General features: G+C 68.3%; 14 protein-coding genes. 8 read left to right on the top strand and 6 right to left on the bottom strand.

The features are described from left to right. Positions 1-425: 425 nt before the first annotated feature. The 7 genes from OHB56_RS21100 (at position 426) to OHB56_RS21130 (ending at position 9,791) form a co-directional block, all read left to right on the top strand. Complete coding sequence (locus tag OHB56_RS21100; RefSeq protein ID WP_326753697.1) at positions 426-1,295, top strand: DUF3662 and FHA domain-containing protein; 870 nt, start codon at positions 426-428, stop codon at positions 1,293-1,295. Between the two features lie 10 nt (positions 1,296-1,305). Beyond that, positions 1,306-1,815 (top strand): FHA domain-containing protein, encoded by a 510-nt coding sequence (locus OHB56_RS21105; RefSeq protein ID WP_055594776.1) that lies wholly within the window; start codon positions 1,306-1,308, stop codon positions 1,813-1,815. 132 nt (positions 1,816-1,947) lie between these two features. Next, complete coding sequence (locus tag OHB56_RS21110) at positions 1,948-3,483, top strand: Stp1/IreP family PP2C-type Ser/Thr phosphatase (RefSeq protein WP_326757078.1); 1,536 nt, start codon at positions 1,948-1,950, stop codon at positions 3,481-3,483. 27 nt (positions 3,484-3,510) lie between these two features. Next, positions 3,511-4,947, top strand: coding sequence for an FtsW/RodA/SpoVE family cell cycle protein (locus OHB56_RS21115; RefSeq protein ID WP_055594775.1), 1,437 nt, complete (start codon positions 3,511-3,513; stop codon positions 4,945-4,947). After that, positions 4,944-6,419: a penicillin-binding protein 2 gene (locus OHB56_RS21120; RefSeq protein ID WP_326753698.1), complete on the top strand. Its 1,476-nt coding sequence runs from the start codon at positions 4,944-4,946 to the stop codon at positions 6,417-6,419. Before OHB56_RS21115 ends, OHB56_RS21120 begins: the two co-directional genes overlap by 4 nt. A gap of 169 nt (positions 6,420-6,588) precedes the next feature. Further along, entirely contained in the window at positions 6,589-8,586 is a 1,998-nt protein-coding gene (gene pknB, locus OHB56_RS21125) for a Stk1 family PASTA domain-containing Ser/Thr kinase (RefSeq protein ID WP_406355008.1), read from the top strand. 182 nt (positions 8,587-8,768) lie between these two features. Continuing rightward, the gene (locus OHB56_RS21130; RefSeq protein ID WP_406355010.1) at positions 8,769-9,791 is read left to right on the top strand and encodes a restriction endonuclease; all 1,023 of its coding nucleotides are present in this window, start codon (positions 8,769-8,771) and stop codon (positions 9,789-9,791) included. 105 nt (positions 9,792-9,896) lie between these two features. Here OHB56_RS21130 and OHB56_RS21135 read toward each other — a convergent pair whose 3' ends face one another. From OHB56_RS21135 to OHB56_RS21160, 6 genes are read right to left on the bottom strand one after another with little or no spacing between them, the layout of a single operon-like run. Continuing rightward, complete coding sequence (locus tag OHB56_RS21135) at positions 9,897-10,661, bottom strand: class E sortase (protein WP_326753701.1); 765 nt, start codon at positions 10,659-10,661, stop codon at positions 9,897-9,899. A 13-nt stretch (positions 10,662-10,674) separates the two neighbouring features. Continuing rightward, the gene (locus OHB56_RS21140) at positions 10,675-11,940 is read right to left on the bottom strand and encodes a class E sortase (protein ID WP_406355012.1); all 1,266 of its coding nucleotides are present in this window, start codon (positions 11,938-11,940) and stop codon (positions 10,675-10,677) included. Next, a complete protein-coding gene (locus OHB56_RS21145) occupies positions 11,937-12,575 on the bottom strand; it encodes an aminodeoxychorismate/anthranilate synthase component II (RefSeq protein WP_326753703.1) in 639 nt (212 codons plus the stop codon). Before OHB56_RS21145 ends, OHB56_RS21140 begins: the two co-directional genes overlap by 4 nt. Further along, complete coding sequence (locus OHB56_RS21150; RefSeq protein WP_326753704.1) at positions 12,572-12,733, bottom strand: hypothetical protein; 162 nt, start codon at positions 12,731-12,733, stop codon at positions 12,572-12,574. The genes OHB56_RS21145 and OHB56_RS21150 overlap by 4 nt, the downstream gene beginning before the upstream one ends. Positions 12,734-12,785: 52 nt before the next feature. Continuing rightward, on the bottom strand, positions 12,786-13,514 hold the full coding sequence (locus OHB56_RS21155) for a class E sortase (protein ID WP_406355014.1): 729 nt from the start codon (positions 13,512-13,514) through the stop codon (positions 12,786-12,788). A 59-nt stretch (positions 13,515-13,573) separates the two neighbouring features. Then, positions 13,574-14,353 carry a DUF881 domain-containing protein gene (locus tag OHB56_RS21160; RefSeq protein ID WP_326753706.1) on the bottom strand — a complete coding sequence of 260 codons (780 nt, stop codon included), beginning with the start codon at positions 14,351-14,353 and terminating at the stop codon, positions 13,574-13,576. Between the two features lie 139 nt (positions 14,354-14,492). Between OHB56_RS21160 and crgA the strand changes: the two genes are divergently transcribed. Beyond that, complete coding sequence (gene crgA / locus OHB56_RS21165) at positions 14,493-14,750, top strand: cell division protein CrgA (protein ID WP_326753707.1); 258 nt, start codon at positions 14,493-14,495, stop codon at positions 14,748-14,750. Positions 14,751-14,836: the final 86 nt, after the last annotated feature.

Here is a 14,836-nt window from a genome sequence, read left to right on the forward strand (position 1 = left end):
CGTCGTACCGGCCGAACACGTACCGAAGGCCACCGGACACCTGCCCACGAGAACCGACGAGAACCGATGAGAACTGCTTCACGTATCAACCTCGTACCGGTAGCACCCTTCTCCCCAGGTGCCGGGCAGAGTCCACAGCCGGGTGCGGGACACTGGTCTGCGGCCCCCTCTACGATCCATGGCAGAGGGCTCGCACGAGCACGGCCGAAGGAGTTCGAAGGCGAGCCCCGAAGGGAACGCCGTCAGGCATCGACACCCGTCGGTCCGGGCGGTAGGGGGAACCAGCCGATCGACCGAGGCGTGGATACGATCAGTAAGCAGTACCAGTTATGCGGTGCACGGAACAGTGCACCGGGCAGTAGACGCGGTAGACGCAGCAGAAGACAGGGCAGTACACAGGACGGCAACGCCGGAGGAGGTGCCACATGGGAGTCCTGAAGAAGTTCGAGCAGCGACTCGAAGGCCTGGTCAACGGCACCTTTGCCAAGGTGTTCAAGTCCGAGGTGCAGCCCGTGGAGATCGCGGGAGCGCTCCAGCGGGAGTGCGACAACAACGCGACCATCTGGAACCGCGATCGCACCGTTGTCCCCAACGACTTCATCGTTGAGTTGAGCACCCCCGACTTCGAGCGGCTCAGCCCGTACTCCGGGCAGCTCGGCGACGAACTCGCCGGCATGGTGCGCGACTACGCCAAGCAGCAGCGCTACACCTTCATGGGCCCCATCAAGGTGCACCTGGAGAAGGCGGACGACCTCGACACCGGCCTGTACCGGGTGCGCAGCCGTACGCTCGCCTCCTCCAGCAGCCAGGCGGGCCCCACGGGCCCCGGCCCCGCCGGGCCCGGCACGGGCGGCCCGCCCGCCGGCGGCCCCGGCGGCTACGGCTACCCGCCGGCCGGACCCACGGGCGCCCCGCCCATGCCGGCCGCGCCGCCCGGCGGCCGGCCCGGCGGTTACGGCTACCCGCAGCCCTCGGCCGCCCAGGGGCCCCCCGCCGCACCCGCGTCCGCCGGGCGCACCCGGTACTGGATCGAGATCAACGGCAACCGCCACCAGATCTCCGACGCCACGCTCGTCATGGGCCGCAGCACCGAGGCCGACGTGCGGATCGACGACCCCGGCGTCTCCCGCCGGCACTGCGAGATCCGGACCGGAACGCCCTCGACGATCCAGGATCTCGGATCCACCAACGGCATCGTGGTGGACGGACAGCACACCACCCGCGCTACGCTCCGCGACGGCTCGCGGATCGTCGTGGGCAGCACCACCATCATTTACCGGCAAGCCGAAGGGTGAAGCGGGGGCAATGTCAGAGCTGACCCTCACGGTCATGCGGCTGGGTTTTCTAGCCGTTCTGTGGCTGTTCGTGATCGTGGCCGTGCAGGTCATCCGCAGCGACCTGTTCGGCACACGGGTCACCCAGCGCGGAGCGCGCCGGGAGACCGCCCGGCCGCAACAGGGTGCCCGGCAGGCACCACCGCCGCAGCGCCAGCAGTCGGGGGGTGGCCGCCGCGGCCGCAACGCCCCCACCAAACTGGTCGTGACCGAGGGCATCCTCACGGGCACCACCGTCGCGCTCCAGGGCCAGACCATCACGCTGGGCCGGGCGCACGACAGCACCATCGTGCTGGACGACGACTACGCCTCCAGCCGCCATGCCCGGATCTACCCGGACCGCGACGGCCAGTGGATCGTCGAGGACCTGGGTTCCACGAACGGCACCTATCTGGACCGGTCCAGGCTGACGACCCCCACACCGATCGGGCCGGGTTCACCGATCCGCATCGGCAAGACCGTCATCGAGCTGCGGAAGTAGTACGACAATGAGCGAGCGGAGCGAGCACGCAGTGGGGGCCCCCACCCCGGGCCCCGGCGCGCTCCCGACCGGAGGGTGGGCAGTGTGGCTCGACACGACCGGCTGTACCCGGAGCCGACGGGCGAGGTGCGCATGAGTCTGTCCCTGCGCTTCGCCGCCGGATCGCACAAGGGAATGATCCGGGAGGGCAACGAGGACTCCGGTTACGCCGGTCCCCGCCTGCTCGCCATCGCCGACGGCATGGGCGGCGCCGCGGCCGGCGAGGTCGCCTCCTCCGAGGCCATCTCCACCATCGTCTCGCTCGACGACGACGTCCCCGGCTCCGACCTGCTCACCTCCCTCGGCTCGGCCGTGCAGCGCGCCAACGACCAGCTGCGCATGATGGTCGAGGAGGACCCCCAGCTCGAGGGCATGGGCACCACCCTGACCGCGCTACTGTGGACCGGCCAGCGCCTCGGCATGGTCCACGTCGGCGACTCCAGGGCCTACCTGCTGCGCGACGGCGTCCTCACCCAGATCACCCAGGACCACACCTGGGTGCAGCGGCTGGTGGACGAGGGCCGGATCACCGAGGAAGAGGCGACCACCCACCCGCAGCGGTCCCTGCTCATGCGGGCCCTCGGCAGCGGCGAGCACGTCGAACCCGACCTGTCGATCCGCGAGGTCCGGGCGGGCGACCGGTATCTGATCTGCTCCGACGGCCTGTCCGGCGTGGTCTCCCACCAGACCCTGGAAGAGGCCCTCGCCGGCTACCAGGGCCCCGAGGACACCGTGCAGACCCTGATCGAGCTGGCGCTGCGCGGCGGCGGCCCGGACAACATCACCGTGATCATCGCCGACGTCCTCGACCTCGACACCGGTGACACCCTGGCCGGCCAGCTGTCCGACACCCCGGTCGTGGTCGGTGCCGTCGCCGAGAACCAGAACCAGCCGAACGACAACAACGCCATGCAGACCCCGGCCGGCCGTGCCGCCGGACTCGGCCGCAGGCGCGGCCAGGGCGGCGGGGGCGAGTTCGGCCCGCCCGGCAGCGGCGACGTCACCGGCTTCATCCAGACCGACGGCTTCGACTACGCCGAGGGCGACTTCGTCAAGCCCCGCAAGAACCGCCGGTGGCTCAAACGCTCCTTCTTCAGTCTGCTCACCCTCGCCGTCATCGGCGGCGGCGTGTACAGCGGCTGGCGCTGGACGCAGACCCAGTACTACGTCGGCACCAACGGCGAACACGTTGCGCTCTACCAGGGCATCAGCCAGGACCTGGCCTGGGTCTCGCTCTCGAAGGTCGAGAAGGACCACCCCGAGATCGAACTCAAGTACCTGCCGCCCTACCAGCGGAAGCTGGTCGAGGCGACCATCGCCGACGGCGACCTGCACGGCGCCCGGTCGAAGATCGACGAACTCGCGGTCCAGGCCTCCGCGTGCAGGAAGGAAGCCGAACGCCGCACCGCCGACAGCAAGAACAACGCCAAGACCGGCGAGGGCGAGGCCGGAGGCACCACGGGAACCACACCCGCCTCCTTCACGTCCAAGGCCTCGCCGACGCCGACCCCCTCGGGCACGACCGAGGCACCGCAGAAGTCCACGCCCCCGTCCGCACCTACTCCCAGCCCCGGCCCCAGCCTCTCGGAGGAGGAGCAGAAGGTCGTCTCGCTGTGCGGTAAGCAGTAGGCAAGCCGTGAGAGGCCCTGTCACACGATGAGCAGTACAACCAACCCATCGGCGCAGCACACGTCCACGATCGGTGCGATCGGGGCGCCGAGCCGGCGCAACACCGAGCTCGCGCTGCTCGCCTTCGCCGTCGTCATCCCGGTCTTCGCCTACGCCAACGTCGGCCTGGCCATCGACGGCTCCGTCCCCTCCGGGCTGCTCGCCTACGGGCTGGGGCTCGGCTTGATGGCGGCGGTCGGACACCTCGTGATGCGGAAGTTCGCCGCCTACGCCGACCCCCTGCTGCTGCCTCTCGCAACGTTGCTGAACGGTCTCGGGCTGGTCGTGATCTGGCGGCTGGACCAGTCCGAGCGGTTGCAGAACCTGGCGGAGCGCCAGTACGGGGTGTTCAGCCCGTCGGCGCCGAACCAGCTGCTGTACTCGGCCGTCGGACTGGCTCTGTTCGTGGCGGTACTCGTCTTCCTGAAGGACCACCGGATTCTCCAGCGGTACACCTACATCTCGATGGTGGGGGCACTGGTCCTGCTGCTGCTGCCGCTGGTGCCCGGAGTCGGTGCCGACGTGTTCGGCGCCAAGATCTGGATCAGCGTCGCCGGTTTCTCCATCCAGCCCGGCGAGTTCGCCAAGATCATCATCGCGATCTTCTTCTCCGGCTACCTGATGGTGAAGCGGGACGCACTGGCCCTGGCCAGCCGCCGCTTCATGGGCCTGTACCTGCCCCGCGGCCGGGACCTCGGACCCATCATCACCATCTGGGCCGTCAGCCTGCTCATCCTCATCTTCGAGAACGACCTCGGTACCTCGCTGCTGTTCTTCGGCATGTTCGTGATCATGCTGTACGTCGCCACGGAGCGGACGAGCTGGATCGTGATCGGTCTGCTGATGTCCTCCGTCGGCGCCGTGGGCGTGGCCTCGTTCGCCAGCCACGTCCAGGCCCGCGTCGACGCCTGGCTGGACCCGTTCGGCTGCTACCAGACCTCCGGCGCCTGTGAGCAGATCGGCCAGTCGATCATGTCGTTCGGATCCGGCGGCGTCGTCGGCACCGGCCTCGGGCAGGGCAACTCCGATCTGATCGGCTTCGCCGCCAACTCCGACTTCGTCTTCTCCACCTTCGGCGAGGAACTCGGCCTGGCCGGCGTCATGGCCATCTTCCTGCTCTACGGGCTGATCATCGAGCGCGGTGTACGGACTGCCCTGGCAGCGCGTGACCCCTTCGGCAAGCTGTTCGCGATCGGTCTGTCCGGCGCCTTCGCCCTGCAGGTCTTCGTGGTGGCCGGCGGCGTCATGGGGCTCATCCCGCTGACGGGTATGACGATGCCGTTCCTCGCCGCCGGTGGCTCGTCGGTCATCGCCAACTGGGCCCTGGTCGGCATCCTGCTCCGCATCAGTGACACCGCCCGTCGCCCCGCCCCCGCGCCCGCCAGCAACCCAGACGCCGAGATGACTCAGGTGGTCCGACCGTGAACAAGCCCCTGCGCCGCATCGCCATCTTCTGTGGGTTCCTCGTCCTCGCCCTCCTGATCCGCGGCAACTGGATCCAGTACGTCCAGGCGGACGAGCTGCAGAAGAACAAGCACAACCGGCGCATCGCCATCGAGCGCTACGAGCAGCCGCGCGGAGACATCATCGTCGACGGCAAGCCGATCACCGGTTCCAAGGAGACGTCGGGCAGCGACTTCGAGTACAAGCGCACCTACAAGGACGGCCCGATGTGGGCGCCGGTCACCGGCTACGCCTCGCAGGCCTTCGGCGCCAACCAGCTGGAGTCCATCGAGGACGGCATCCTCACCGGCAACGACGACCGCCTGTTCTTCCGCAACACGCTCGACATGCTGACGGGCAAGAACAAGGAGGGCGGCAATGTCGTCACCACCCTCAACGGCGCCGCGCAGAAGGCCGCCTACAACGGCCTGAAGCAGCGGGGCGGCAAGGGCTCCGTCGTCGCGATCGAGCCGTCCACCGGCAAGATCCTGGCACTGGCCTCCTTCCCCTCCTACGACCCGTCCGTGTTCGCCGGCAACAGCGACAAGGACGCCGAGGCGTGGCAGAAGCTGCAGAAGAAGGAAAACCCCGCCGATCCGACGCTGAACCGGGCGCTGCGCGAGGTCTACCCGCCCGGCTCCACCTTCAAGGTCCTCACCGCGGCCGCCGCCCTGGAGGAGGGGCTGTACAAGAGCGCGGACGAGAAGACGGACACGCCGCTGCCGTGGACCATGCCGGGCACCACGACCGAGCTGCCGAACGACGGCGACCTCCCCTGCGAGGACGCCTCCCTGCGCGATGCGCTCAAGGTCTCCTGCAACACCGTCTTCGGCAAGATCGGCGCCGACCTCGGCAACGACACGATGCTCGAGTACGCCAAGAAGTTCGGTTTCACCGAGGAGCAGTTCACCCCGGTCCGCTCCAGCGCCTCGGTCTTCTCCGACGACATGGAGCCCTCGGAGACCGCGCTCTCCTCCATCGGCCAGTTCAACACCGCCACCACCCCGCTGCAGATGGCCATGGTCACCGCCGCCATCGCCAACAACGGCACCCTGATGAAGCCGTACATGGTCGACGAACTCCAGGCCCCCAGCCTCGACACCATCGAGAAGACGGACCCGGAGGAACTGAGCAAGCCGATGTCGGCGGAGAACGCCCAGATCCTCCAGTCGATGATGGAGACCGTCGTCTCCGAGGGCACCGGTGGCAAAGCCAAGATCGACGGTGTCACCGTCGGCGGTAAGACCGGTACCGCCCAGCACGGTGTGGACAACAGCGAGAACCCCTACGCGTGGTTCATCTCCTACGCCAAGGGCGAGGACGGCAGCTCGCCGGTGGCCGTCGCCGTGATCATCGAGGACGACGACGCCGTGCGTGGCGACATCTCCGGCGGTGGCCTCGCGGCCCCCATCGCGAAGAGCGTGATGGAGGCGGTCGTCAAGGGCAGGCAGTGACGCCGCTCACGTCCGCTTCCCATCGGTGCACGTTGCGGTACCGGTCCTGTATCGGCTGCGGTACTTGGCCAGGTCACACAAAGCGAGCCGGGTACGGTAGGCCCGGACGGCAGTCTCCGGCCGCACGAACGTGCCGGCCGGGACCGACGGAGAGGGCTGGTAGTTAGCTATGGAAGAGCCGCGTCGCCTCGGCGGCCGGTACGAACTGGGCCACGTGCTCGGCCGCGGTGGCATGGCGGAGGTCTACCTCGCCCATGACACCCGCCTCGGCCGTACCGTTGCAGTGAAGACGCTCCGCGCCGACCTCGCGCGCGACCCGTCCTTCCAGGCCCGGTTCCGCCGGGAGGCCCAGTCGGCCGCCTCGCTCAACCATCCCGCGATCGTCGCGGTCTACGACACGGGCGAGGACTACATCGACGGGGTCTCCATCCCGTACATCGTCATGGAGTACGTCGACGGCTCCACGCTCCGTGAACTCCTGCACAGCGGCCGCAAGCTGCTGCCGGAGCGGACACTGGAGATGACCATCGGCATCCTCCAGGCCCTGGAGTACTCGCACCGGGCCGGCATCGTCCACCGCGACATCAAGCCCGCGAACGTCATGCTGACGCGCAACGGCCAGGTCAAGGTCATGGACTTCGGCATCGCCCGCGCCATGGGCGACTCCGGCATGACGATGACCCAGACCTCGGCGGTCATCGGCACCGCGCAGTACCTCTCGCCCGAGCAGGCCAAAGGCGAGCAGGTCGACGCCCGCTCCGACCTGTACTCCACCGGCTGTCTGCTGTACGAACTCCTCACCGTCCGCCCGCCGTTCGTCGGCGACTCCCCGGTGGCGGTCGCCTACCAGCACGTCCGGGAGGAACCGCAGGCGCCGAGCGTCTTCGACCCCGAGGTCACGCCCGAGATAGACGCGATCACGCTGAAGGCGCTCGTCAAGGACCCCGACTACCGCTACCAGTCGGCCGACGAGATGCGGGTCGACATCGAGGCCTACCTCGACGGCCAGCCCGTCGCCGCCACCGCCGCGATGGGCGCGGCCGGCTACGGCGGCTACCCCAACGACCAGCCGACGACCGCCCTGCGCTCGGACTCAGGCGCCGCGACGTCGATGCTGCCCCCCATGAACCCGGACGACGGCGGCTACGGCTACGACGACCGCCCCGGCCGGCGCCGCCAGCAGAAGAAGAACAACACCTCGACGATCCTGCTGGTCGCGGCGGGTGTCCTGGTCCTGGTCGGCGCCATCCTGATCGGCCGCTTGGCCTTCTCCGGCGACGGAGGCGTGGGCAACGACACCGTCAAAGCCCCGAACTTCCGCGGCCTCACGAAGGAAGCCGCCAAGGAACAGGCCGCCAACGTCGACCTGGTCCCGAAGTTCACCGAGGAACCCTGCGAGAACCAGGCCAAGGGAAACATCTGCGACCAGGATCCCGCTGAGGGCACCAGCGTCGAGAAGGAGTCCACCGTCAACCTAGTGGTGTCCACCGGGGCGCCCAAGGTCGAGGTTCCGGATGTCAAGGGCCTCAGCTTCGCCGATGCGGAGAAGTCCCTGAAGGAGAAGGGCTTCGAGACCGAGAAGAAGAGCCAGGAGTCCAGTGACACACCGGACACCGTGCTTTCCCAGGATCCCGAGGGCGGAACCACCCGTGAAAAGGGAACCACCATCACCCTCACCGTCGCCAGGGAGGTATCCCAGGTGACCGTGCCCAACCTCCTGGGCAGGACCCCCGACGCGGCCAAGGCACTGCTGGAGTCGAAGGGCCTGGTGCTCGGAACCCAGACGGAGGAGGAGTCGACGGCCCAGGCCGAAGGAACGGTCTTCGAGCAGAGCCTCAGCCCGGGCACGGACGTCGACCGGGGCAGCACGGTCACCATCAAGATCGCCAAGGCGCCGGCGAACGAGAAGTTCGCGATGCCGAAGGTCACCGAGATCACCGTCGCCCAGGCCAAGCAGATCCTTGCCCAGGCCGGCCTGGAGCTCGAAAGCATCCAGGGCGCTCAGGAGGACACCGCCACGGTGTTCCAGAGCAACCCGCCCGAGGGCCAGGAAGTCAAGAAGGGCGACAAGGTCACCCTCATCGCCATCAACCAGCAACAGGGCGACAACGGCGGAGGCGACAACGGCGGAGGCTTCCTCGGCGGCCTCACCGGCAACAGGGACTGACACCTTCGGACACCCGGACACGACCGAGCCCCGGCCCCTCTTCGGAGGGGCCGGGGCTCTTTCATGGACCCTGCCTGAACGCGTGTCCTCGCTTCGCTCGTGCCTTCGCGTGCCACAGCTCGTTGATCGAGTGGGGCGGGTCATCCGGTCTGCCCTGACCACGACACCACAAGGAGCATCGGGTGCTCAAGGAATCAGTTCTGCTGGAATCCAAAACGCTGCGCAGCGGCGTCCTGGGCCGCACTGAGGTTCTGGACAGGGTGAAGGCCCTGTCCTTGCTGCCGGACGGGATGCACGTGACGACAGCGATGGTGGCGGCCTACTTCGGCGCCATGGTGGAGACCATCCGCGCCCTCGTGCACGACCACCGCCCAGAGTTGGAGGCGAGCGGGTACCGAGTTCTGTCCGGGACAGAACTGAGTGACTTCAAGCAACTCAGTGGTATCCAGTCACGGACGCCTTCCCTGGCCCTCTTCCCCCGTCGCGCCGTCCTCAACGTCGCCATGCTGCTCCGGGACAGCGACGTGGCACGTCAGGTGCGTGTGTATCTGCTCGACACGGAGTATCTGGCCCGCACACAGCCTGTGGAAAACCTTGTCGCTGCGGACTTCGCCTCCCTCGATACACGCATCGATCAGCGCATCACCCACGTCCTCGGCAAGACGGTCGTGCCGATGTTCAACGCCCTGATCGCCGCATCCGGTGAGCACCGCCGCGAGCTCATCGAACTCCGTGAGGACATCGAGAACGTCGAGCGCAGGATGTGCTGGCACCACAAGCGCCTGGCCACCCTGGAAGGAGAGGCCCCCGCGGAGAACGTCAGGTCGACGCTCAAGGCGATGACCTGGCAGGCGTTCGAACAGCACGTCGCCGCCCTGCTGCGGCGCGACGGCTGCACCGATGTCGTCGTGCGGCAGGCCCGCAGCGACAGGGGCATCGACATCACCGGCCGCGCCGCGGACGGGCGGACCGTGGCCGTCCAGTGCAAGAACCGGTCCGGCCGCCGGACAGTGCCCAGTGCCGACCTGCAGAAGTTCGCGGGCGCGGCGCGTGCCATCGACCGTGTGGACCTCGCGCTCTTCGTCGCCACCTGCGACTTCAGCCACGAGTCGCAGGCGATCGCCGACCTGACCGGAGTCGTCACGGTCAATCGGGAAGAAGTGGAGGCCTGGACCGCGGGAGTTCGTCTCAAGGCTCTGCGGTAACAGCAGCAACGACGGATCGCGGAGGCCCGAAGCCGCAAGAGGAAGTTGCGGCTTCGGGCCTCCGTCAGGTTAGTGGACCGAGGCCCCTCAAGGGCCCCGATCGCCTCAGCGCAGTTCCTTCGGCGGCGTCCGGTCCTCGTCGACCTTCTCCGTGCGGACCAGCTCGCCCCAGACGATGTAGCGGTACTTGCTGGTGTACACCGGCGTGCAGGTCGTCAGGGTGATGTAGCGGCCGGCCTTCTTGCGGCCGGACTCCTCGGGGACCTTCGCGAGGACGTCCACGTTGTACTTCGAGGTCTCGGGAAGGATCGCGTAGGTCTTGTAGACGTACCAGGTGTCCTTCGTCTCGAAGACGATCGGGTCGCCGTCCTTTATCTTGTGGATGTCGTGGAACTTGGCCCCGTGGCCGTCCCGGTGCGCGGCCAGCGAGAAGTTGCCCTTCTTGCCGGACGTCGGCAGGGTCGCCTTCACCGGGTCGGTGTAGTAGCCGGCGACGCCGTCGTTGAGCACCTTCATCGTGGTGCCCTTCTCGATCAGGATGTCGTCGCCCCCCATCGCGGGCACGTGCAGGAAACCGATGCCGCTCTTGCTGTCGAAGGAGGCGGGACCGTCACCGGTACCGGCACCGGGCCCCTGGGCCCAGTTGTCCCGCACCTTGTCCGCCTGCTTGTCCGCGGCGCGGTCGGCGAGCACGTTCGTCCACCACAGGGAGTAGACGACGAACAGGCCGAGCACCAGGCCCGCGGTGATGAGGAGTTCCCCGAGGGCGCTGACCAGCATCGCGCCCGGCCCCATACGGCGACGGGCCGGAGGCGACGGTGACGCGGACCTGGCGGTGTGCTCTTCGGTGTCGTCGGCGGTCGCTGCCACGTTTCCTCTGCCCTTACCTGACGAGCGCATCCGGCTTGCCCTTGCTGCGCGGCCGTTCCTCGTCCATCTTGCCCCAGACGATCATGCGGTACTTGCTGGTGAACTCCGGCGTGCACGTGGTCAGCGTGATGTAGCGGCCCGGTCCGGTGAAGCCCGATCCCTTCGGGACGGGCTCGAGGACGCTCACGTTGCTCGGCGGCGTCACCGGCAGGATCGACTCCATCTTGTAGACGAAGTACGTGTCCTGCGTCTCCACGACGATCGGGTCGCCCTGCTCCAGCCGGTTGATGTACCGGAACGGCTCCCCGTGCGTGTTGCGGTGCCCCGCCACCCCGAAGTTGCCCTTCTTGTCGTTCGGCATCGCCGTCTTCAGGGCCCCCTCCGCGTAGTGGCCCACCATGCCCCGGTCGAGCACCTTCTTGCTGTCGATGCCCTCGGCGATCGGCACGACCACGTCCAGCTTCGGGATGTGCAGCAGCGCGAAACCCTGACCCGGCTCGAACACTCCTGGATTGCGCTTGCCGTTGGCCCAGTCCTTCTGGAGATCGCTGGCCTCCTGGCCGGCCTGTGCCTGCGCCCGCACATTCGTCCACCACAGCTGGTACGTCACGAACAGCAGCATCAGCACACCGCAGGTGATGAACACCTCACCGATGCCCCGGCTCGCGACGACGACGGGGCTGACCTTCCGCTCCCGGGCCCGCCGCCGTGCTTCCACGCGCGAGAGCGGCGCCTGAGGCGCGCTGCGGCCCTGCGGGGCATCGTGGCCCTCGGAGGGGCTGCTCGCGCCGCCACGGCGCCCGTGACGCTTCTTGGCGGCCTTCCTGCGCTCCGCCCGGCCCCCGGAAGCCGCCGGGGGCTCCGTGCGCGCCCCGTTCGCCCCGTACGCCGCGGTACCGCCCGTGCCCGTCGTGTACCCCGTGCCGTCCGTACTCTGCGTGCGCTGCCCGCGCTGCGGCGGCGGATCGGGGATCCGCAGCGCTACCGTCTCCTCGTCGACGGGCGGCAGGTACGCGTGTTCGTCGACGGGCGGCAGATACGCGGTGCTGTCGTCGGCCCCGGCAGCGCTGTTGCCGGCCGAGCCCGCGCCGCCGTAGGAGTAGGCGCCCTGCTGGGTGGTGTCGTACCAGTCGCCGCCCCCGAGCGTGCCGGGGGCCCCGTACGGCTGCTGCTGCCCGTACGAGGTCCCCTGCTCGCCGCCGGTGCCGTACGAGAAGCCCTCCGTGAAGGGCTCCCCGTGTCCGGCGCCGGACTCGCGCTCGGGGCGCAGGGCGGTCACGCCGGCGACCTGCCCACCACCGGGGCGAGCCCCGCCGATCTCGCCACCGCTGCCTCGTCCCCGCACTCCACCAGCCAGTTGGCCAGCATCCGGTGGCCGTGCTCGGTGAGCACCGACTCGGGGTGGAACTGCACACCCTCGACGCGCAGTTCACGGTGACGCAGACCCATCACGATGCCGTCCGGCGTCCGGGCCGTCACTTCCAGCTCCTCCGGTACGGTGGCCGGCTCGGCGGCCAGCGAGTGGTAGCGCGTCGCCGTGAACGGCGACGGCAGACCCGCGAAAACGCCCTTGCCCCCGTGCTCGACCGGCGAGGTCTTCCCGTGCAGCAACTCAGGGGCGCGGTCCACGACACCGCCGTAGGCCACCTGCATGGACTGCATGCCGAGGCAGACACCGAAGACGGGCACCCCGGTCGACGCACAGTGCCGCACCATCTCCACACAGACCCCCGCCTGCTCCGGAGTGCCGGGCCCCGGGGACAGCAGCACACCGTCGAACCCGTCCTGTGCATGCGCCGTCGACACCTCGTCGTTGCGCAGGACCTCGCACTCGGCGCCCAGTTGATACAGGTACTGAACCAGGTTGAAGACGAAGCTGTCGTAGTTGTCGACGACGAGAATGCGCGCGCTCACTGGTTGTCCACCGTCACATCGTTGAAGGGCAGCAGCGGCTCGGCCCAGGGGAAGACGTACTGGAAGAGGACATAGACCACAGCGGTGACCAGCACGAGCGAGATGAGCGCCCTCACCCATCCGTTCCCCGGCAGATGCCGCCAGATCCAGCTGTACATGCCGTCCCTTCCGTCGCACCACGGCACCAGACCCACGCCGTACGTCACCAGACTAACGGCGCAACGCCTCCGGTTTCCCGGCCTCCACGGGCTGCGTGGAGTCCAGATGGGCCCAGACGATCAGCCGGTGACTGTGCCCCCATTCCGGTGCGCACGTCGTCAGCGTCAGGTAGCGACCCGGACGCGTGTACCCGGAAGTACGTGGCACAGGGTCGATCACCTCGATGTCCGTGGGCACGGTTTTGTACGGATCCCGGTCGATCCGGTACGTGAACCAGGTCGTCCCATCGCTCAACACCACCGCGTCGCCCCGTCCGAGCCGGGGAAAATCCTTGAACGGATCGCCATGGGTGCGTCGGTGGCCGGCGACGGCGAAGTTGCCCTCGCGACCCAGCTGCGCGGTGTTCGCGTAGTGACCGAGGCCCTTCTTCAGGGTGCTGGTCTCCGTGCCCTCGAGCACGGGCTTGTTCCACGTGAAACCAAAACGCGGGATGCACATGATCGCGAAGGGCTTTCCCGCGACATACGGCTTCGGCTTCGGAGAGCCCGCAGGGGCGGCAGAAGCGGCGCCGGTACGGGAACCCGGGGTGGCCCCGGGCGCGGGCGTAACGGCCGGCAGAGCGCTCCCCCTCGCCCACTGGTCCTCGAGGAGGGCGATCTGATCGTCCATGACCTGATCGGCCCTGACTCCGGTCCAGAAGAGGAGGTGGACGACGAAGAGCACGATCAGGGTGCCGACGGTGACGCACAGTTCGCTGGCGGTCCTGACGATCACACGCACCGGCGGCTCCCGGCCTCGCCCCCGGAGCCCGTCCCGGCCCGGGGTCTGCCCCGTGGCCGCTACTCCACGGGCTTCGCGTAGTGCAGGTCCACTGTGCCCGAGTAGCCGGGCAGAGTCACCGGCCCGTCGTCCTCGACCTTCCAGCCGAGCCCGTAGACGTTGACGTACACCATGTAGTTCTGGATCGACGGGGAAGCGGCGAGCGTGTTCTTCAGCTTCTCCGGATCACCGACCGCCGTGATCTTGTACGGCGGTGAGTAGACGCGGCCCTGGAGAATCAGGGTGTTGCCCACGCAGCGCACCGCACTGGTGGAGATCAGCCGCTGGTCCATGACCTTGATGCCCTCGGCACCGCCCTGCCACATCGCGTTCACCACGGCCTGGAGATCCTGCTGGTGGATGACCAGGTAGTCGGGTTCCGGCTCGGGGTAGCCGGGAAGCTTGGCGGTGGCGTCCGGCGGAGCGTCGTCGAGCGTGACCGTGACGGCCTCGCCCTTGAGCTCCTGCGTCCCCGCACGGCGCTCCAGGCCGGCGAGTTCGTCGTCCTCCGCCGCACTCCTGCCGGCATCGCGCTCGGCGAGGGACTCGACGTCCCCCCGCAGGGCTCCGTTGGACTCCTCCAGCTCACCGTTCTTGCGGCTGCGCTCATGGATGAGATCGGACAGCTTCAGCAGGGAGTCGTCCGTACGGATGTTGGTCCCCTTCGCCGTGTTGAAGCTGGTGAAGAAGATCAGACCCGCGAGGGCGAAGACACCCGCGGTGAGGATCCGGACGGGCCGGAAACCCCGTCGGCGGACAGGGCTGGATTCCGTTCCGGGAGAGTCGGCAGAATTGCTCAACGTACCCTTATCTCCTTCAGCGCCACGGAAGGACTACGCTAACGGACGCCCGGCGAGCGCTCGGAGTCCCCTTCCAACCACCCCGAGCCCGACCCAGTTCCCTGCGCGGCCACGCAGCGCATCGACAGGAGAGACCCTCGTGCCGAAGTCACGTATCCGCAAGAAGGCCGACTACACGCCGCCGGCGGCGGCGAAGCAGACGACCGCCCTCAAGCTGACCAGCCGCGCCTGGGTCGCGCCGGTGATGCTGGCCCTGTTCCTGATCGGCCTGGCCTGGATCGTCGTGTTCTACGTCACCGACGGCCAGTTGCCCATCGACGATCTGGGCAACTGGAACATCGTGGTGGGCTTCGGCTTCATCGCCGCCGGCTTCGGCGTCTCGACGCAGTGGAAGTAGCGCCCCGCAGCGCTCACCGCCCACTGGACCAGGCCCTGCCCGGAGCTGCCCGACAGCTCCGGGCAGGGCTGTTCTCAGCCCTGGGC

Source organism: Streptomyces sp. NBC_01635, assembly GCF_045209715.1.
In the GTDB taxonomy this organism is placed as follows: Bacteria; Actinomycetota; Actinomycetes; order Streptomycetales; family Streptomycetaceae; genus Streptomyces; species Streptomyces hirsutus.

What these genes read in the sequence shown, in the direction of transcription:
- pknB (WP_406355008.1), top strand. Translation starts at nt 6,589, where the DNA reads ATGGAAGAGCCGCGTCGCCTCGGCGGCCGGTACGAACTGGGCCACGTG.
- OHB56_RS21110 (WP_326757078.1), top strand. Translation starts at nt 1,948, where the DNA reads ATGAGTCTGTCCCTGCGCTTCGCCGCCGGATCGCACAAGGGAATGATC.
- OHB56_RS21100 (WP_326753697.1), top strand. Translation starts at nt 426, where the DNA reads ATGGGAGTCCTGAAGAAGTTCGAGCAGCGACTCGAAGGCCTGGTCAAC.
- OHB56_RS21115 (WP_055594775.1), top strand. Translation starts at nt 3,511, where the DNA reads ATGAGCAGTACAACCAACCCATCGGCGCAGCACACGTCCACGATCGGT.
- OHB56_RS21150 (WP_326753704.1), bottom strand. Translation starts at nt 12,733, where the DNA reads ATGTACAGCTGGATCTGGCGGCATCTGCCGGGGAACGGATGGGTGAGG.
- OHB56_RS21105 (WP_055594776.1), top strand. Translation starts at nt 1,306, where the DNA reads ATGTCAGAGCTGACCCTCACGGTCATGCGGCTGGGTTTTCTAGCCGTT.